This window comes from Streptomyces sp. NBC_00354 (assembly GCF_036106915.1).
In the GTDB taxonomy this organism is placed as follows: Bacteria; Actinomycetota; Actinomycetes; order Streptomycetales; family Streptomycetaceae; genus Streptomyces.
Window position 1 is genome coordinate 4,945,600 of the sequence record NZ_CP107983.1, and the last position, 18,345, is coordinate 4,963,944.

The 18,345-nt window shown below is 72.0% G+C and carries 16 protein-coding genes and 1 tRNA gene; 9 read left to right on the forward strand and 8 right to left on the reverse strand.

Translation table 11 applies throughout. The features are described 5' to 3' along the window. Nucleotides 1–21: 21 nt before the first annotated feature. Nucleotides 22–804, reverse strand: coding sequence for an SDR family oxidoreductase (locus tag OHT74_RS22660; RefSeq protein WP_328621211.1), 783 nt, complete (start codon nt 802–804; stop codon nt 22–24). A 266-nt stretch (nt 805–1,070) separates the two neighbouring features. Here OHT74_RS22660 and OHT74_RS22665 point away from each other — a divergent pair, with 266 nt between their 5' ends. Further along, entirely contained in the window at nt 1,071–1,388 is a 318-nt protein-coding gene (locus OHT74_RS22665; RefSeq protein ID WP_266666180.1) for a hypothetical protein, read from the forward strand. A 123-nt stretch (nt 1,389–1,511) separates the two neighbouring features. Here the strand turns inward: OHT74_RS22665 and OHT74_RS22670 are convergent, their stop codons facing one another. Continuing rightward, nucleotides 1,512–2,756: an aminotransferase-like domain-containing protein gene (locus OHT74_RS22670; RefSeq protein WP_328621212.1), complete on the reverse strand. Its 1,245-nt coding sequence runs from the start codon at nt 2,754–2,756 to the stop codon at nt 1,512–1,514. Nucleotides 2,757–2,854: 98 nt separating this feature from the next. Here OHT74_RS22670 and OHT74_RS22675 point away from each other — a divergent pair, with 98 nt between their 5' ends. Then, nucleotides 2,855–3,709, forward strand: coding sequence for a hypothetical protein (locus OHT74_RS22675; protein WP_328621213.1), 855 nt, complete (start codon nt 2,855–2,857; stop codon nt 3,707–3,709). Between the two features lie 205 nt (nt 3,710–3,914). On the opposite strand, the gene OHT74_RS22680 is transcribed toward OHT74_RS22675, so the two are convergent. The 3 genes from OHT74_RS22680 to OHT74_RS22690 all read right to left on the reverse strand — a co-directional run bounded on the left by OHT74_RS22680 (nt 3,915) and on the right by OHT74_RS22690 (nt 6,254). Beyond that, nucleotides 3,915–4,127 carry a DUF397 domain-containing protein gene (locus OHT74_RS22680; RefSeq protein WP_133897754.1) on the reverse strand — a complete coding sequence of 71 codons (213 nt, stop codon included), beginning with the start codon at nt 4,125–4,127 and terminating at the stop codon, nt 3,915–3,917. Between the two features lie 222 nt (nt 4,128–4,349). Then, nucleotides 4,350–5,234 carry a helix-turn-helix domain-containing protein gene (locus tag OHT74_RS22685; RefSeq protein ID WP_266666183.1) on the reverse strand — a complete coding sequence of 295 codons (885 nt, stop codon included), beginning with the start codon at nt 5,232–5,234 and terminating at the stop codon, nt 4,350–4,352. A 279-nt stretch (nt 5,235–5,513) separates the two neighbouring features. Continuing rightward, on the reverse strand, nt 5,514–6,254 hold the full coding sequence (locus OHT74_RS22690) for a GOLPH3/VPS74 family protein (RefSeq protein WP_030302629.1): 741 nt from the start codon (nt 6,252–6,254) through the stop codon (nt 5,514–5,516). Between the two features lie 163 nt (nt 6,255–6,417). Between OHT74_RS22690 and OHT74_RS22695 the strand changes: the two genes are divergently transcribed. The 4 genes from OHT74_RS22695 (at nt 6,418) to OHT74_RS22710 (ending at nt 12,633) form a co-directional block, all read left to right on the forward strand. Next, nucleotides 6,418–9,258, forward strand: coding sequence for a D-alanyl-D-alanine carboxypeptidase (locus OHT74_RS22695; protein WP_328621214.1), 2,841 nt, complete (start codon nt 6,418–6,420; stop codon nt 9,256–9,258). 145 nt (nt 9,259–9,403) lie between these two features. Then, the gene (locus tag OHT74_RS22700) at nt 9,404–11,317 is read left to right on the forward strand and encodes an MFS transporter (protein ID WP_443047467.1); all 1,914 of its coding nucleotides are present in this window, start codon (nt 9,404–9,406) and stop codon (nt 11,315–11,317) included. 132 nt (nt 11,318–11,449) lie between these two features. After that, the gene (locus OHT74_RS22705) at nt 11,450–11,653 is read left to right on the forward strand and encodes a hypothetical protein (protein ID WP_328621215.1); all 204 of its coding nucleotides are present in this window, start codon (nt 11,450–11,452) and stop codon (nt 11,651–11,653) included. Nucleotides 11,654–11,913: 260 nt separating this feature from the next. Further along, nucleotides 11,914–12,633 carry a sortase domain-containing protein gene (locus OHT74_RS22710; protein ID WP_328621216.1) on the forward strand — a complete coding sequence of 240 codons (720 nt, stop codon included), beginning with the start codon at nt 11,914–11,916 and terminating at the stop codon, nt 12,631–12,633. 157 nt (nt 12,634–12,790) lie between these two features. On the opposite strand, the gene OHT74_RS22715 is transcribed toward OHT74_RS22710, so the two are convergent. Then, nucleotides 12,791–12,863: transfer RNA gene (locus OHT74_RS22715), tRNA-Arg, on the reverse strand. A gap of 364 nt (nt 12,864–13,227) precedes the next feature. Here OHT74_RS22715 and OHT74_RS22720 point away from each other — a divergent pair. Next, nucleotides 13,228–15,294 carry a tetratricopeptide repeat protein gene (locus tag OHT74_RS22720; protein WP_328621217.1) on the forward strand — a complete coding sequence of 689 codons (2,067 nt, stop codon included), beginning with the start codon at nt 13,228–13,230 and terminating at the stop codon, nt 15,292–15,294. Here OHT74_RS22720 and OHT74_RS22725 read toward each other — a convergent pair. Together OHT74_RS22725 and OHT74_RS22730 are read right to left on the reverse strand one after the other, a co-directional pair. After that, complete coding sequence (locus OHT74_RS22725) at nt 15,220–16,233, reverse strand: hypothetical protein (protein WP_328621218.1); 1,014 nt, start codon at nt 16,231–16,233, stop codon at nt 15,220–15,222. The genes OHT74_RS22720 and OHT74_RS22725 overlap by 75 nt on opposite strands. 217 nt (nt 16,234–16,450) lie before the next feature. Further along, nucleotides 16,451–16,933 carry a hypothetical protein gene (locus OHT74_RS22730; protein ID WP_328621219.1) on the reverse strand — a complete coding sequence of 161 codons (483 nt, stop codon included), beginning with the start codon at nt 16,931–16,933 and terminating at the stop codon, nt 16,451–16,453. Between the two features lie 61 nt (nt 16,934–16,994). On the opposite strand from OHT74_RS22730, the gene OHT74_RS22735 reads away from it, so the two are divergent. Together OHT74_RS22735 and OHT74_RS22740 are read left to right on the forward strand one after the other, a co-directional pair. Then, nucleotides 16,995–17,426, forward strand: coding sequence for a hypothetical protein (locus OHT74_RS22735; protein WP_266666201.1), 432 nt, complete (start codon nt 16,995–16,997; stop codon nt 17,424–17,426). Nucleotides 17,427–17,465: 39 nt separating this feature from the next. Continuing rightward, a complete protein-coding gene (locus OHT74_RS22740; protein ID WP_328621220.1) occupies nt 17,466–18,341 on the forward strand; it encodes an FAD binding domain-containing protein in 876 nt (291 codons plus the stop codon). Nucleotides 18,342–18,345: the final 4 nt, after the last annotated feature.

Below are 18,345 nucleotides of genomic sequence, written 5' to 3' on the forward strand. Positions count from 1 at the left end.
ATGCCCCGGCCGCGAGGTGCCTCATCGCATCAGCTCACCGGCGTTGACCAGCAGGGACTGGCCGGTTATCGCCCGCGCCCGGTCGGAGGCGAGGAACACGGCGGCGTCGGCGACGTCCCCGTCCGTGGCAAGGTCGGGCAGCGCCATCCGCTCGGTGAGCCGGGCGTGCACCTCGGCTTCGGGGACTCCCTCGGTGTGCGCGGTGAAGGTCACGAACGCCTGCACGGGCGGCCCCCACATCCACCCGGGCAGCACCGTGTTGACCCTGATCCGGTGCGGGCCGAGCTCGCGGGCCATGGAGTACATCGCGGAGGTCAGCGCCCCCTTGGAGGCGGCATACGCGGCCTGCTGCACCTCGTTGGGCGCAGCAACGGCAGACTGCGTCCCCACGATGACGACGGACCCGCCCGCCACCTTGAGGCCCCCCAGGCAGGCCCGGGTCATCCGCAGCGTCCCCAGCAGATTGACGTCGATGATCTGCGACCACGTCCCGAAATCGGCGTCCTCGAGCCCGCCGAAATAGGAATCCCAGGCGGCGACGTGCACCACGGCATCGATCCCGCCGAACCGTGCCCGCGCCAGCTCGGCCAGGGCCGCGCACTGGCCCTCGTCCGTGATGTCCGTCGGCAGGTATGCCGTGTGCATCCCCTCGGGGTCGATCTCGGCGGCGGACTTGGCGAGATTGGCCTCGGTCCGCGCCCCGAGCACGGCATTCCCCCCGTCCCGGACCACAGCCGCAGCCACCTGATGCCCGAGCCCGGCCCCGACGCCGGAGACGATGACGGTCTTCCCTTGCAGCAGCATGCGCGTGGCCTCCCGGCGCAGGGGTGTATCTGACGGAGCGTCAGGCTACGGCGGGAGGGCGCCGGAGGGAAGGGGCGGTCAGCCCGGATCGCGCCGACGTGACGGTGGCCCGTCGGCGGCCTCCCTGGCGGCCATCCGGGTGGTCATGTTCATTGCAGTAACGATCAAGCCTCGTGTGGAGGTCGGTCCGAGCCGTCCGCAGGTGGAACGTTTGCGGCACCGATCCCCGCCGGAGACGCCGACGGGGCTGAAGAACGGAGAGAGCCATGTCGCAATTGCCGCCCGGCGTAGTCCAGATCCTTCCCGAGGGTTCGCCGTGTCCGCCCAAGACCCTCGGTCTGTACCAGCACTACAGCTGCCAGGGCCCGGGCTATGGAATCGGTGCCGGCTTCGACGTCGACCTCGCCCAGCTGCCCATCCCCGGCGGGGGCAGCATGTCCAAGAACGTCTCATCGTGGGTCAACCTGACGGACAGTGACGTGAAGCTGATCGGCAAGGGCGAGCGCATCCTGAAAGCCGGCGAGAAGCTCGAGGAGCCGTCGGGCTACAACGACACGGTGCAGCGGATCGCCTGGGTGAGCTAGTCCCGGCCGATCCGCGTGCGGTGCGGGCGTGAGGCCTCGCGCCCGCACCGCACGGGACGGTCCCCGGAGCCGATTCCGGGGGGCGGCACGTCCGCCCGGCATCGAGGAGGGCCGCTTCGGGGGTCAGCCGGAAGCAGCTGCTGCCTGCGTCAGGCGGGCCAGGCCCTCCTCGATCTCCTCCGGCGTGTGCGTCGTGAACGACAGGCGCAACGTACGAGGATCGGGCGTGCCCGTGTAGAACGGTGCTCCCGGAACGAATGCCACGTCACGCGATATCGCCTCCTTCAGCAGGCCCGTGGCGTCGTGTCCCTCCGGCAGCCGGGCCCACACGAACATCCCGCCCTCCGGACGGTTCCAGGCCGAGCCCGCCGGAAGTGCCGCGCCCAGCCCCGCCAGCAGGGCGTCGCGCCGGGCCCGGTAGGCCGTGCGCACCGTGGCGACGTGCGCGTCGAGGTCCACCTCGCGCAGGTAGTGGGCCGCCGCCAGCTGGTCCACCGTCGACGTGTGCAGGTCCGCCGCCTGTTTGGTCACCACCGCCGCCCGCCGCAGCGCGGCCGGCGCGCGGAGCCAGCCCAGCCGGAGCCCCGGAGCCATGATCTTCGAGAAGCTCCCGAGCAGCGCCGTACGGTCCTCCGCCCCCGGGTGCGCCGCGAGCCACGGGACCTCGGCCCCCTCGAACCGGAGGTCTCCGTACGGGTCGTCCTCCACCAGCCACAGCCCGCGCCCCGCCGCGATCCCCGCCACCGCGGCCCGCCGGGCGCCGGGCAGGGTGCGCCCGGTGGGGTTCTGGAACGTCGGCACCGAATACAGCAGCTTGGGCCGCTCCCGCGCCACGATCTCCTCCAGCGCATCGGGCCGGATGCCCTGGTCGTCGCAGGGGACGGGGATCACTCGCGCCCCCGCCATCCCGAAGCACTGGAGCGCCGCCAGGTAGGTCGGGTTCTCGACGAGGACCACGTCGCCCGGCTCGACGAGCGTCGAGGTGATCAGCGCGAGGGCCTGCTGGGACCCGGTGGTGATCAGTACGTCGTCCGCGGTGGTCTCCAGCCCCCGGGCCGTCGCCCGCGCGGCCACCGCCTCCCGCAGCTCCGGCGCGCCCTCGGTGGTCGAGTACTGCAGCGCCCGGCTCGCCGACACCGCGAAGGCGGCGTCGTACGCGGCCCGCAGGCCTTCGGTGTCGAAGAGCTCCGGGGCGGGCAGGCCGCCGGCGAAGGAGATCACCCCGGGGCGTGCGGTCAGGGCGAGGATCTCGCGGATGGGCGAGCCGGCGACGGCGCGGGCGCGGGCGGCGAAGGCGGGCGGCGGCGAGTGCGGGGCGGCGGCGGTGGACGGCACGGGTACTCCTTCGGGGGAGGCGAGTGGGCGCATCCTAGCCACGAAAAGATGCATACGGCACCTACATGTCAGGGAGTGGAACGCGGCGCACCCCCTCCCCATCTGACGTGGCATCAGCTAGACCGTTCCCCATGACGACGGAGAACCGAGAGAGCCAGGAAACCCATCCCGACACCTACGCCGAGCTGGCGGCCGTGGGCCCTTACGGCGTCCGGCCCGGCCATGCGCTGATCACCATGGTCGAACCGCACCCGGGCCACGAGTACGCGTACAACCGCTGGTACGAGGACGACCACTACTACGCCGGCGCCATGGCCATGCCCTGGATGTACGCGGGCCGCCGCTGGGTCGCCACCCGCGAACTCCGGGAACTGCGCTACCCGGAGAAGTCGGCCGTCGCCCAGCCCGTCACCGCCGGGTGCTACATCTCCACGTACTGGGTCACCGAGGGCCGCTACGACGAACACATGAAGTGGACCGTCGGCATCAACAAGCGGCTCAACCGGGACGGCCGCGTCTACCAGGACCGCACCCACGTCTTCACGTCCTTCCAGGACCACGAGGCCACCGTCTACCGCGACGGGGCCGCCGGCCCGCGGGACTTCCACGCCCTCGACCACCCGTACGCCGGCCTCGTCGTCCAGGTCGTCGATGCCGACGGGCCCGAACAGCGGGAGGAGCTGCTGGAGTGGCTGCGCTCGCGCGCCCTGCCGAAGCGGCTGCACGGCTCGCCGGCCGCGATGGTGACGGTCTTCCGGCCGACCCCGCTGCCCGGCGACCGGATGACGTACGTCAAGCAGGTCGAGGGGGTCGACACCCGGCTGACGCTGCTGTGGTTCCTGGAGGCCGATCCGCGCACCTGCTGGGACGGGTTCCGGGGGCTGGACACCGAGGTCGCCGAGGCCGGGCTGGGGCGGGTGGAGCTGGTGGCGCCGTTCATCCCGACGGTGCCGGGGACGGACCGGTACGTGAACGAGCTCCGCTAGGCGGAGACGAGCCGGAAGTGGAACCGGAACCGGAGCTGGACCTGGACCCGGAGCTGGACCCGGACATGGCCGAGCCCCCTCGGCCGGGACGGCGGGCCAGTCGAGAGGGCTTCAGTCAGTGGTGCAGGTGGTGCAGGTGGTTCCTGTAACGCAGTTGTTGCGCGTGGTGCAGAGAGAGGATCGGTGGGGTCGTACGCCGTGACGTTCAGGCGAGGCGCCCCAGCCGGCCCTCGGTGACGTCGGCCACGAACGAGGTCCAGGAGCCCGGCGCGAAGGTGAGGGACGGACCGTCCTGCACCTTCGAGTCGCGCACCGCGATGGCCTCCATGACGGGGGACTTGACCTCGACGCAAGCGCCGTTTCCGCCGGAGTAGGAGGACTTGGTCCAGTTGTCCGTGGCGCCCTGACGAATAGCCATGTTTCTCTCCGGTTCAGCGAGTTGTGCCAGTGATGTGTCGGTCATTTCGGTTTCCCTGACCGACGTGATCGACGCTACCGGCACCTTCCGACGGCTGAAGGGGTCATTCACCCGACCGAGTGGCATATTCCATTCAGGACTTCTGTGGCCGGGGAGCGACGGTGTACCGTACCGGCCCCCCTCGCCACCTGCCCGTCAACGCGGTGTCCGCTGCCTCCGCTTTTACTTCCCCTTGCCCGCATACTGGCCGATGATCTCGCCGATGAACTGGCGTGTCTGTTCCACATTGAGCGCCTGTGCGCGCAGGTGCTCGTACATCACGCTGTACTTCTGAACGTCGTTGGCCTTCTCCAGGTACAAATCGCTCGTCACGCCCTCGATGTAGACGACCGTCGAATCGGACGCATCCGGGAATTCCAGGATGGCGTACTGGCCGTTCACGCCCGGATGGGCGCCCATCGAGAACGGCATCACCTGCACCGTGATGTACGGCTGCTCGGACTGCTCTATCAAGTACTCGAGCTGCCTGATCATCAGCTGGGGGTCGCCCACGTGCCGGCGCAGCGCGGCCTCGTCGATGACCGCCCACAGCCGCAGCGGCCCGACCTCCGGGTTGTTGTTGTCCGTCTCGGAGAGCCGTTTCTGCCGGTGCATCCGCACCTGGACGCGCTTCTCCACGTCGACCGGGGCCGTCTCGGGCAGCGCGCCGCGGATGAGGGCCTGGGCGTACTCCGGGGTCTGGAGCAGGCCGGGCACCATCTGGGGTTCGTAGGTGCGCAGGCTCGCGGCATCGGTCTCGAGGCCGATGTAGACGCTGTACGGGATGTCGCCGAAGGCGTGCCACCAGCCCTGCTGGCGGGAGTCCTTGGCCATCTGCATGAGGGAGTCGACGAGCCGGCGGTCCTCGACCTCGTACACGTCGCACAGGTCGCGGACGTCGCGCTGACTGATGGAACGGCGGCCGTTCTCCAGCCTGCTGATCTTCGACTGGGAGACGAGCAGGCGCTCGGCGACCTGCTCGGCCGTCATGCCCTTGTCTTCGCGGAGCTTGCGCAACTCCATGCCCAGTCGGCGGCGTCGGACGGTGGGATTGACATTGGACGCCACTTGAACGGCACCTCCGCCTTCTTCTGGTTCTGTCTCTCTGCGTGTCTGATGGTGAGCAGACTGCCACCGAAGGGCGGGGCGGCGCCGGAGAACGGCCCGGAAACGCAGACGCGCGGGACGGCGGGGCCGGCGGACCGGCCTCGCCATCCCGCGCGCTGGCGGCTCCCGAACCGGGTCATCGGGGACGCCGGTTGTGGCGATGGCGGTTCGGTGGAGCGGTGAATCCGTAGTGCCGTGAATCCGTGAATCTGTGAATCCGTGAATCGGTGAAGCCGTGGATCAGTGCGCGGCCGCGCGGGCCATCGCGCCCGTCCGGCGTGCCTGCAGCGGAACGCCGTTCGCCGTGGCCCGGGCGGGCGGCGGTGCCGCCGGTGCGCGGTCACGGCGCGGCTGCGCAGCCACACCGTTCTGGACGTCCATGACGGCATGCGCCACGAGTCCGCCCATCGGGTCGTGCCGGATCAGATCCCGCAGCCGGGACCTGGACGACCGCCCCTCGTTGCCGGGGTACAGGTGCTTGCCGAGTCCGACCGCGTGGGCCAGTGCGGCGAGCGCCGCGGTCCGCGGGTCCGGCGGTACGCCGGTGCGGATCGCACTGTCGAGCCGGGCACGGATCTCCCGGCTGATCGCCGTGTCGGTCGCCTGGTAGCGAGTCGTCGGCAGCACTCCGCACATCTGTCCCGCGACGGCATGCACCATGCCGCAACGCTCCAGATGAGCGAGGTAAATCTGGCGGAGCCCCAACCGGGGTCCACCGATCCAGTGGACGGCCCGTACCGGGCTGCCGCGCCTGCGCAGCAGTTCCAGTGCGGAGTCCAGAGTCGGATCTCCTGTCGGCCGTGGCATCACCACGGCGATACGATCCCCGTCAGGGGCTATCCGTCCTGCCAGAGCCAGCTCTACTAGCTGTGCCCCGGCCAGGCCGAGGTCGAGCGACTGCGGCTGCGCCGTGGTACCCGTGGTCGGGTCCAAAGCGAGCAGCAGAAGCTCCTCCGGAATTGTTCTGCGGCTCCTGCCCATCCATGCCTCCCCGCGTGGATGAGTGACAGGGTGACGCCTCTCACATTCATCTGTCGAGAGCGCCTGGTCGCTTTGTGGGGGAACCGGCAACTATGTCGTTCTCGTCTAGCGCGGGGGCGATGCTCCCTAGACGGGACACTGTTAGACATTCGGACAGCCGGACGTGGTGGCGATCGAGGAGGAACTGGTGGCGGGCGAGTCCCCCGACAAGTCGGTTGATGAAGGAGCGTCGGGGGCGGCGATGTCCTCCGCGGAGCGTGACCCGAGGTTGTCTGTGTTCCGGCCGCGGGAACCCGAGTCCGGGACCGCCTCTGCCTCCGGCACCGGCTCCGGCACCGGCTCCGGCACCGGCTCCGGCACCGGCTCCGGCTCCGGCGAGGGCAAGAGCCGGGATCCGCTGCGCGAGGCGGTGGCGGCGTGGGTGGCGACGACCGACGCGGAAGCCGACGGCTCCGCCGCGGAGCCGAAGCCGGGCGCCGGGTCCTCCGGACGGGTGGACTCCGAGCCCGCGGCCGAGCCCGCGGCCGACAGCGAGCGCACCGCGGTCTTCCGCGCACCGAAGCCGGCGGATGTCTCCGATGCCGACTCCGCTTCCGCTCCCGCCGCCGATTCCGCTTCCGACTCGGATTCCGCTTCTGCGGACGAGTCGTCGGACGCCGAGAAGCCGCGCCCGGAGTCGGCCTCCGCCAACGGCGGTACGGATGCCCCCGCGTCCGCGACTGCGAAGCCGGCGGCTGCCGATGCACCGGCCGAGAAGTCGGGCTCGGCTTCCGTTTCCGCGGGTGGGCCGGCGGACGACAGCGAGCGCACCGCGGTGTTCCGCGCCCCGAACGCGGGTTCGGCCTCCGCTTCCGCCGCTGCGAAGCCGGCTGCCGCCTATGCGTCGGCCGGGAAGCCGTCCTCGGCTCCCGTCCGGGGCGGCTCGGACGATTCCGCCGCGGACAAGCCTGCGAAAGCCGCGCGCGCAGGTTCCGGTTCGGCGCCGGCCGCGGACAAGCCGGCTGCTGCCGAGAAGCCGGCCGACAGCGAGCGCACTGCGGTCTTCCGCGCCGTGAAGCCGGGGAGCGGTACGGGTGCCTCGGCGTCCGGCGCCGAGCAGCCGGTCGACGGTGACCGAAGCCCTGCCGGTGGTTCCGCTTCCGGTGACGCCAAGGGCGCGGCCCCCGCCGATGCGGGGGACAGCGAGCGCACCGCCGTCTTCCGGGCTCCGAAGCTGGATTCCGCCTCGGGCGCCGCGAAGGCCCCCGCAGCCGGCAAGGCTTCCGACGAGCCGGCGAACAGCGAGCGCACGGCCGTCTTCCGGGCTCCGAAGCTGGATTCCGCTTCGGGCGCCGCGAAGGCCGCCCCGGCTGCTGCCGGGAAGCCCGCCGAGGAGCCGGGCGACAGCGAGCGCACCGCCGTCTTCCGGGCCGTGAAGCCCGACGCGAAGGCTCCGGAAGCGAAGGCTCCGGACGCGAAGGCGTCGCCCAAGGCATCGGCTCCGGCCCCGGAGAAGCCCGCCGCCTCCCGCCCTGCCCCGCCGAAGGCGGTCGGCGGGGAGCGGGCCAGTACGTACGTGCCGCTGCGCAAGGACGAGGGCCCGGCGGCCAAGCCCGCGGCTTCGGCATCGGCTTCGGCATCGGCGGCCGCCCAGGCCCCGGCGCCCGCCGCCCCGAAGCCGGTCGCCCCGAAGCCGGTCGTCCCCGAGCACACCGAGCGGACCACGCAGCAGCCGCTGCCGCCCAAGCCGCCGCTCGACATGCTCGCGGACCTGACCAACAACCCGCCCCCGCCGCCGAGCCCGATGCGCACGGCCGTCCGGCGGTTCAAGATCTACGCCCCGCTCGTCGCGCTCCTCGCGATCATCCTGGCCGTCGTCCAGCTCGTGCGCCCGCTGCCCGAGCCGAAGCTCACGATGACCGCGAAGTCCTCGTACACCTTCGACGGCGGCAACCCGGTCCTGCCCTGGCCGAAGGAGGGCCAGGGCTACATGGCCGCCGCGGGCCTCGGCACCGTCGGCAGCTTCGGCGAGCAGAAGCCGGTCGCCATCGGCAGCGTCGCGAAGACCATGACGGCGTACGTGATCCTGAAGAACCACCCCCTCAAGAAGGGGGAGAAGGGTCCGCTGATCGACATCGACAAGACGGCGGTCGACGACGGCGCCAAGAGCTCCGAGGGCGAGTCCACGGTCGGCACGCTCAAGGCGGGCGACAAGATCAATGAGTACGACGCCCTCGCCGCGATCATGATCCCTTCGGCCAACAACGTCGCGCGGCTGCTCGCGCGCTGGGACTCCGGCGGCGACCAGGAGGCGTTCGTCAAGAAGATGAACGACGCCGCCAAGGAACTCGGCATGACCAACACGACGTACACCGACCCCTCGGGTCTGGACGCGGCGACGGTCAGCACCGCCGAGGACCAGGTCAAGCTCGGTCTCAAGGTCGTGGAGATGCCGGAGCTGGTCGCGATCACCAAGCTGCCGGAATGGACCGACCAGTACGGCAAGAAGTGGCGCAACTACAACACCCTCATCCCGGGCAACGGCGCGCTCGGCATCAAGACCGGCTCCACCACCAAGGCCGGAGGCAACCTGCTCTTCGCCGCCGAGAAGCAGGTCGGCAACACCAGGCAGCTGATCGTCGGTGCGGTGCTCGGCCAGTACGGCGTCCCGATCCTCGACACGGCGATCGCGGCCAGCAAGCAGGTCATGCTGGCCACGCAGAAGATGCTGGTGAACGCGCCCGTCGTGAAGAAGGGCGATGCCGTCGGGTACGTGGACGACGGACTCGGCGGGCACACCCCGGTCATCGCGACCGCTGACGTGGAGGCGGTCGGCTGGCCGTCGCTCACGGTCGACATCAAGCTGGCCGACGGGGACGCCAAGCTCCCGCAGACCGCCAAGGCGGGAACCGAGATCGGCGTGCTGACCGTCGGCGAAGGAGCCAGCCAGGTGAAGGTGCCGGTGGCGCTGCAGAGCGACCTCGCCGCGCCGGGCATCGGCAGCAAACTGACCCGTGTCGGCTGATCGCCGGTATCGGTGAGCTGACCGCGTGATTCGGCGCCCCGGGCAACCCCGGGGCGCCGTCTCGCGTCTAGCGACCCGGGAACGGGACCCGAGAAGGGGCCGCAGATGTTCGATCGATGTGCCGGGAAGTCCGGGGAGCACGGCAGTGACCACTGCTGAACAGCAGAGCCAGAGCCAGAGCCGGAGTGCGCCAGCCGCCGCCGGTGGATCCGGTGTGCCCGAGGCCGGCTCGGGCTCGGGCTCAGGTTCCGCTTCCGGCTCCGTCCCGGCTCCCGCGCCCGGCGGCATAGGGACCCCGGGGGCCCTCGGCTGGGCCCGCCGGCACCCGGTGCTGGTCGCCACCGTGCTCGCCGCGGTCCTGCACGTCGTCTGGTTCTTCAGCTTCGCCAACAGCGGCGGCGACCTGGCCGCGCAGGACGCCTGGGCCGAGTTCGTCGGCCGCCATCCGGACTCGGCGTACAACCTCGCCTGGTACGGCGGCATGCACCCCGTCTCGTACAGCGTGGTGTCCCCGTACGTGATGTACATGATCGGCGTGCGGACCACGATGATGGTCGCCGGCACGGTCTCGGCCGGGCTGCTCGCGCTGATCCTGACCCGCTGCCGCGGCACCGTCCGCGAGCCGCTGTGGCCGGCCCTGGCCGGGGTGTACGGGCTGCTCTGCAACGCCCTGTCCGGCCGGGTGACCTTCGGCCTCGGCGCGATGTTCGCGCTCGGTGCCGTCGCCGCCGTCTTCTGTTGGCCCCGCAAATGGGCGGAGCGGCGCTGGGCCAAGGCCGCGGTGGCGGCCCCGCTGGCCGCGCTCGCGACCGCCTCCAGCCCCGTCGCCGGACTGTTCCTCGGGGTGATCGCGGCCGCGCTGTTCCTGTCCGGGCGGCGCCCCGGGGCGTACGCGCTGGGGCTGGCCCCGGCGGCGGTGGTCGGGCTGTCGGCCTGGCTGTTCCCGTTCTCCGGGACGCAGCCCATGAAGCTCGGCTCGGCCGCGCCGCCGTTCCTCTTCGGGCTGGCGATCCTGTTCCTCGTACCGAAGCGGTGGAAGACCGTCCGGATCGCCTCCGCCGTCTACGCCTTCGGGGTACTGCTGACCTGGGCGATCGACTCGCAGGTCGGCTCGAACGTCACCCGGCTGGTCATGCTGTTCGGCGGGGCCGTGCTGCTCGCCGCCGTCCCGTACACGGTCCCGCGCACCCGGCACTGGTACGCGGTGCTGCTCGCGTTCGCCGGGATCAACATCTGGATCACCGCCAACAGCATCACGGACATCGTGCGCACCACCCCGGTGGCCGCCTGGAACCGGGAGCTGGCCCCGCTGGTCGACCAGCTGAAGAAGGCGGGCGCCGACCGCGGCCGGGTCGAGGTGGTCCCGGCCAGCAGCCACCGCGAGTCCTCGGCCTTCCCCGCGTACGTGAACCTCGCGCGCGGCTGGAACCGGCAGGCGGACCTCGAGCGGAACCCGCTCTTCTACGACGACACCCTCACGGCCGACAGCTACCGGGAGTGGCTGGACCGCTGGGCCGTGCACTACGTGGTGCTGCCGGCCGACAAACCCGATTCGGGCGGTGAGGACGAGGCGAAGCTGGTGCGCGGGGGGCTCCCGTACCTGCAGCAGGTGTGGGGCGACGCGAACTGGCGGCTCTTCAAGGTGGACGCGCCGACGGACCTGGTGTCCGGGCAGGCCACGGTGGTGCGGGCGGGCGCGGACCAGCTGGTCGTCGACGTGAAGGCGGCCGGGCGGGTGCTCGTGCGGATCCCGCACTCGCCGTGGCTGGGGCTGGTGGACGGCGCGGGCAAGCCGGTGCCGCCGCCGCAGGAGACGTTTGCTTCGAAGGCGCGCAGCGGGGGCGGCGGCTCGGGCTCGGGCACGCTGCCGAAGGAGTACGCGAACACGGCCGGGTGCCTGTTCAAGGCCGCTCCCGACACCGCGGGCGATGTGTGGACGGAGCTGCTGGCCCCGGGGCCCGGGGTGTACCGGGTGGCGGCGAAATACCAGCTGCCGCGGGGCACGCCGTGCCCGGAGGAGCTGACCCGCTGGGCGGCGGGGGCGGCGCAGCGTCCCTGATCGGGAAGCGAGACGGGCGGACCGGGAGGGCGGATCGGGAGTTTTTACGTACGGTCCGGGTGCGTTGCTCCGTATATCTGCATACGATCCCAATAGTCCGATTGGGTGCTTCCCGAGGGAGTTGACGACGGGATGAGCAAAGAGCAGCAGAAGCAGGATTTCCGAGAGGCTTACCAGGTGCAGGAGCCGGATCGGCCGCCGCGCCCGGCAGGCCACGGCTTCGAAGGTCTGGTGCGGAGCAAGGTCAAGGGCGGAGCGCACACGAAGGCGGCCCTCAAGCGGGCCGGCACTCCGCAGGGTGACCGCATCGGCGAACGCAGCAGAGGTCTGAGCTGATCCCACGCCCCCACGCCCACGTCGCCAGTCGATGGACGTCAGCCCTTCCGGTTCCGGCCGGGAGGGCTTCCGTACGTCTCCGACCAGGGGCTTCGGTCCTTTACGGGGCTGCGGGCGAGGATCCGGACAACTGTTACATTGCCGACGGATGGCCAAAACATGCCCCTCGTAGCGTCGGGGTCGTCGCCAGGGCGAACCGCACCAAGGGCGGTCGGCCCGGACCGAGACCAGAGGCGACTCCGACCCGACGGGAACCACCCATGCGCGCCACCTTCCGTACCGCGACCGTCGCCGCCGGTGCCGCCCCTCCGCCTCCTCCGCCCGCGTCCACCGCGGCCAAGCCGATCGAGGGCGAGGCGCTGCGCACCGTGAACCTCATGCCGCGCACGCGCCGCGTGATCGTGACGACCACCCTGGCGGCGTCCGTCACGGCCGCCCTGACCGCCTGCGGTGCCGAGCTCCCCCCGGACCCCAAGGTCGGCAGCACCTCCGCGGCTCCCGTCGCGAACACCACCACGGCCCTCCCCCCGTCGAAACCGACCGGCATGAAGATCGACGCGGCGGGCGTGGACGCCAAGAAGATGGTCGACCTCAAGGTGGACGCAGCCACCGGCGAGCTCGGCGTGCCGAACGCCGACACGGACGCGAACAGCCCCGGCTGGTGGACCGAGGGCGTCACCCCCGGCGAGAAGGGCGTCTCCGTCCTCGTCGCGCACTTCGACACCAGGCACGGCCCGGCCCTGATGAAGGACGTCAAGAAGATCAAGCCGGGCGATCTCATCGAGGTGCCGCGCGAGGACGGCAAGACCGCCAAGTTCAAGATCCGCGAGATCGAGGACGTCAACAAGAAGGACTTCCCGACCGGCAAGGTCTACGGCGACACGCAACGCCCCGAACTCCGCCTGCTGACCTGCGGCGGCGAGATCAAGGACGGCCACCGCACGAACAACATCATCTTCTACGCCGACCTGACCCTCTGACCGGCCGTCCCGCGCAGACGCAGGAGCTGCCGCTCGGCAACTCCGTGACCGAGCCCATGGCCCGTCAGGCAGTCGGTACCACCCGCGAGAAGCTGCTGCACGCATGCGAAAGGGCCGGTTCGGAGGATCACCCCTCCGAACCGGCCCTGCAGTCGCGTGCCCCCGGCAGGATTCGAACCTGCGACACCCGCTTTAGGAGAGCGGTGCTCTATCCCCTGAGCTACGAAGGCCTGACCTCCGACAGCCTAGCTGATCGTGCTCCACGGATGCGCCCCCATAAGCGAGGCTCGACGCCTGCCCGTGCGCGAGCCGTGCCCGCCGCACGGCGCAGGCCGTGACGGGCCGCGCCGGGACCCGTTCCCGCGTCGAGGTGCGAGCCCGGGCGCGCGGGGCCGACCGGACCGACCTGGCGGGTGTCTCCGCAGACCAGGCCGCGGTCGGCTGGTGGTGGCGCCGTCGCCCGAATCCCGCACCTTGGGAAAAGGCCTGACTTCGCGATGAGGTCTGAGGCCAACGGGTGGTCCGGGGGCGGTTATCGGCCATGATCCGGCGGGAGCGGGGCGTTCCGGTGGGGGTGCTGGGAGACTGCGGGCCGTGGACGACTCGGTGAGCAGCAACATCTCCGGCGGCACCTTCTACGGCCCCGTCTTCATGGGCCGGGATTCCCGGGTGGCCCACCATGGGCCCATGGTTCCGCCCGTGCCCCGCATGCTGCCCTTCGGGCCCGACGGGTTCGTCGACCGCGAGGTCCTGCGGGACCGGCTCGACGGGCTGCTCGCCGGGCGGGACGGCCAGGGGGCGCCGCTGCTGGTGCTGCTGCACGGCACCGTCGGGGTCGGCAAGACGGGGCTGCTCCTGCACTGGGCGCAGCAGCGCAAGGACGCCTTCCCCGGCGGGGTGTTCTACGCCGACATGAGTCCCCAGGGGCTCGGGGACCCCACCGAAACCGCCGCCGTGCTCGAGTCGTTCATCGGGGTGCTCGGCACGCCCCGTTCCGAACTCCCCGCCACCGAAGCTGCGTTGGCCGCGCGGTTTCGGAGCCTGAGCGCCGGGCTGCCCTCGCTCGTCGTCCTCGACGGGGTCCTGTCCGCCGCCCAGGTGGACGTGGAGCGGCTGCTGCCCGGCCATCCGGCCAGCATGGTGGTGCTGACCAGCAGGTTCCGGCTCGGTGCCATCGAGGGGCGACTGCCGGTGCGGCTCGCGGTGCCGGAGCTGGACGAGGAGGCGTGCGCCGAGCTGTTCCGCACCGTCGCGGGGGAGGACGTACCGGCCGGGGAGGCGCTGTGTACGGTGCTGCGGGCGTCGGCGGGGCTGCCGTACGTCGTACGCATCGCCGCGGCCCGCGCCGCCGATCCGGCGTCGGACGGGGTCGAGGGGCTGGCGGCCCGGATCGCACGGGAGAACATCCTGGAGGCGCTCGAGATGCCCCGCCGTCTCTTCGACCTCGCGTACGAGGCCCTCGATCCGCAGGTGCAGCGCGGATTCCGCCTCCTGGGCGTCCATCCCACCCCGGAGTTCGCCGACGCCCTGCTCGACGAGCTGGCACCCGGCGTACGGGGTCCCCTCTACGCGGCCGGGCTGCTGGAGCGGTCCGGGCCGCGGCGCTCCCGGCTGAACGGGGTCGTGCACGGCCACGCCCAGATCCTGGCCGCCCCCGATCCCTCCGACGTGCCGCGCGTCATCGACTGGTACCTGCGCCGGGCGGTCGCCGCCGAGCTGCGGATCTCCGGGCGCTGGCGGGCCGGCGCCCTCTTCGCCGAACCCGGCCCGCTCACCGGCGTGTTCCGCGACAAGGGCGAGGCTCTGGAGGCGCTGGAGCCCGACCGGAACAACCTCGTCGCCGTCGCCGAACTGCCCGGGGCCGAGCCGACGCAGCTCTGCCTGCTCGCCGAGGCCGTCCACGGGCTGTTCCTCGACCGCGGCCACCATGCGCTGTGGATCCGCATCGCCCGGCTCGCCGTCGACGCCGCCAGTGACGACTGCGACGGGCTCCTCCTCGCCCGGATGCACTTCGAGCTGGCCTTCGCCCTCACCGACCGCGGCTCCGCCGAGGACCTCGACGAGGCGCGCACGCACTACGACGCCGCCCGCGAGAGCGCCCGCCGCACCGGAGGGCACGCCCGGACCGAGTCCTCGGCCCTGGAGGGGCTCGGCCGGATCGCGGTCGCGCAGGGCGATCCGCAGGCGGCCGCCGAGCTGTACGGGCAGGCCCTGGCGGCCCTCGGCGACCTGGAACACCCGCGCGGCCGGGCCCTGTTGGAGTACCACCAGGGCAACGCCGCGAGCGCGGCCGGCCGGCACGAACAGGCGGCCGCGCACCTGGCCGAGGCGCTGCGCGGCTTCCTGGCGCTCACCGAGCCGGACACCGGGAACGCGGCGAAGACCCGGCTGCGCCAGGCCATGGCCCACCTCGCGGCCGGACGCCCCGAGGAGGCCGTCGAACCGCTCGCGGCAGCCCTGGAGGCCTTCGCCGTGCCCACGCTCAACCGGGCCGACGCCGTGCTCGTACGGGGAGACGTACGCGCGGCCCTCGGCGACCCGGCGGCCGCGCGGGCCGACTGGCAGGAGGCGCTGGAGCTGTACGGGTCACTGCGCAGCATCCGAGCCGAGGAAGCCCGGATCCGCCTCGCCCGCGGGGGCCCGGAGCAGGCGCAGGGCTGAGACGGCGCCGCCGAGCCGGAGGGTGAACTCCCCCTCCGGGTCCAGGCCTTCGCCGAGTGCGGCCAGCAGCGCCGAGGCCGCCACCGCGCGATCCACCCCGCCCGGCACCCCGAACTCCCGCCCGTCCCGCAGCACCAGCCGCGGCCCGGGCCCGGCCACCAGGGCGCACCCCGGGTTCCGGGCGAGCACCGCCGCCGGATCCGCCCCGGGCCGCGCCACCAGCACATCGGCGAGCGCGCGCAGCCGCGGATCCGGCTCGGTGGCGTCGGCCACCACGTGCACGTCGGCGCCCAGGTGGGCGGCGACCCCGCGCTGTGCCTCGGCCGGGTAGCGGCGTACGGCCACCTCCCGGCCGGTGACCCGGGTGTCGACGTACAGCGCGGGACCCACCGGCGTGCCTGGCGGGGCCGGTTCCGGCACTGCCACGGGCCGCGGCACGCACGGGAACTGCGGTTCGGGCAGGGCGAGATGGCGGTAGCAGAGGGTACGGAGCAGGGCGAGCGAGCGGCCGGGGCGCGAGGTGATGCGGGCCGCGGCGGAGGGCAGGGCGACGGCCGCGGCCAGCTGGGCGGCCAGCGGGCGGACCGGGTCCAGGCGGGGCAGCCGCTCGCCGAGCCAGGCCATGGGAGAGCCGGGGGCGACGGTGTCCGCGCCGAAGGAGGCGAGCAGCCCGGGCAGCCCGCGGGCGGCGGCGTACAGCGAGAGCGAGCCGTGGTCGCCGAGGAAGGCGTCCGCGGCGCAGATCGCGGCCTTCCAGGTCTCCCCGGCGGGCGGCGGCAGGATGAGCCCGGCGCGCAGGCAGGGCTTCAGCCAGTTCCGGATCTGCCAGCCGCCGTGGCCGTACCAGGCATTGGGATGGACGGCGGCCAGGACGCGGTATTCGTCGTACGGCAATTCGGCGAGGGCCCGGCGTACGGCATCGGGGGTGGCGCCCAGCACGGAATCCGGGCCCCAGGTGGACGTGATCAGGAGGAGTTTCTGCCCGGGCCGTATTCCGAGTGCGGCGCGGTATTCCGTACGGAAGGGCGCGGAGGCGTCGAGCTGGTCCGCGCAGGGGTCGCCGGCTATGTGGGCGTACGGGGCCGCCTCGGGGCAGTCGCGGAGCAGGCGGGCGTGCTGCTCCTCGTGCGAGAGGACGATGGCGGACGGGACGACCTCACCGTCGTGGAGCAGCCACTCGGCGGAGAGCCCGAACGCCCCGGCCCCAGCCCCGGCCTCGGCCCCAGCCCCTGTACCGGATTCCGGATTCCGGATTCCGGATTCCGGATTCCGGATTCCGGCTGAGTTTTTTATTGTATCCGGCGCCGTGCGGGGCGCCGATGAGCGGTGCGGAAATCTCCTCCAGATCTCCACCGCGGCTGGTGCTCACCGCCAGGTCGAATTTCTGCGCAAGTGCCTCTTTCCACGGAATGAGAAAAAGGCCGTGCGCGGCGGCGAATTCCGCGACCCCGCCGTCCAGCTCCGACGACCCGGTGCACGCGAACACCACCCGCACCCGCGGGTCGCCCTCGAAGACGGCGAGCACGTCGAGCAGCCGCGTCGCCGAGGTGATGTTGTGGATGACGCCGAGGACGGTGCGCCCGGCCGGCACCGTGAGCCACCGGCGGTCCGGCAGCCCCCGCTCCGTCCGCAGCCGCACAGCGCCCCCCGCTTTCCTGATCCGCCCCCGCCGCCGCCAGCCTACGGCTAGCCTGGCCTGCATGGATGTGGGGGCACTGGTGACCGCCGGGGCGACGACCGTCATCGGGCTGATGGCGTCGGACGCGTGGACCTATACGAGCGGGCGACTGGCCCGCCTCCTCGGGCGCACGGACGCGGAGCTCCGCTCCTCGCGCGCCGAGCTCTTGCTGGCCCGCGCCGACGGCGACGAGGCGGCGGTGGAGCAGCTCGAAGAGGGCTGGCGGGAGCGCCTGCGGACGGTCCTGGAGGCCGATCAGGCGGCCGTACGGGAGCTCACGGCGCTGCTGGACGAGGTGAACCCGGGCTGGCGGGAGAGGGATACCCCGTCGATCGCGAACACGGTCAGCGGCGGCGACTTCCGCGACAACGCCAATGTCTTCCAGGGCCGGGATTACAACATCACGTTCAACAGAGGTCCGCAGCAGCGCGATGGCCGGGGGAATTCCGCCTGATTCGGTTTGAGGTCGAACGCCCCGGTCCATGGGACACCCATGGACTTCCTTCGCCCCGCCGGCTGGGAGGAGGCGCTCGCCGCCAAGGCCGAGCACCCCACCGCCGTGCCCATCGCCGGTGGCACCGACGTGATGGTCGAGATCAACTTCGACCACCGCCGGCCGGAGTACCTCATGGACCTGAACCGCATCGGCCTGCTGCGGGAGTGGGAGATCGGCGAGGACGTCGTGCGGCTCGGCGCCTCCGTCCCGTACACGGAGATCATGGAGCACCTCCGCACGGAACTCCCGGGTCTGGCCCTCGCCTCGCACACCGTCGCCTCCCCGCAGATCCGCAACCGCGGCAGCGTCGGCGGAAACCTCGGTACGGCGTCCCCGGCGGGCGATGCCCACCCGGCGCTCCTCGCGGCCGGCGCGCAGGTCGAGGCGGAGTCCGTACGGGGCTCCCGGCTGATCCCGATCGACGCGTTCTACACCGGGGTCAAGCGCAACGCCCTCGCCCCCGACGAGCTGATCAAGGCCGTCCACGTGGCCAAGGCCGACGGGCCCCAGCAGTTCTCCAAGGTCGGCACCCGCAACGCCATGGTCATCGCCGTCTGCGCCTTCGGCCTGGCCCTGCACCCGGCGACCCGGACCGTCCGTACGGGCATCGGCTCGGCGGCCCCCACGCCGATCCGGGCCAAGACGGCCGAGGAGTTCCTGGCCGCGGCCCTGGAGGAGGGCGGCTTCTGGGAGTCCCGCAAGGTCATCACCCCGTCGATCGCGAAGCAGTTCGGGGATCTCGCGGCCGCGTCCTGCAACCCCATCGACGACGTCCGGGGCACCGCCCGCTACCGCCGCCACGCCGTCGGCGTCCTGGCCCGCCGCCAACTCCTCTGGACCTGGGAGGAGTACCGGGCCGGCGGAGCCGCGTGACCCG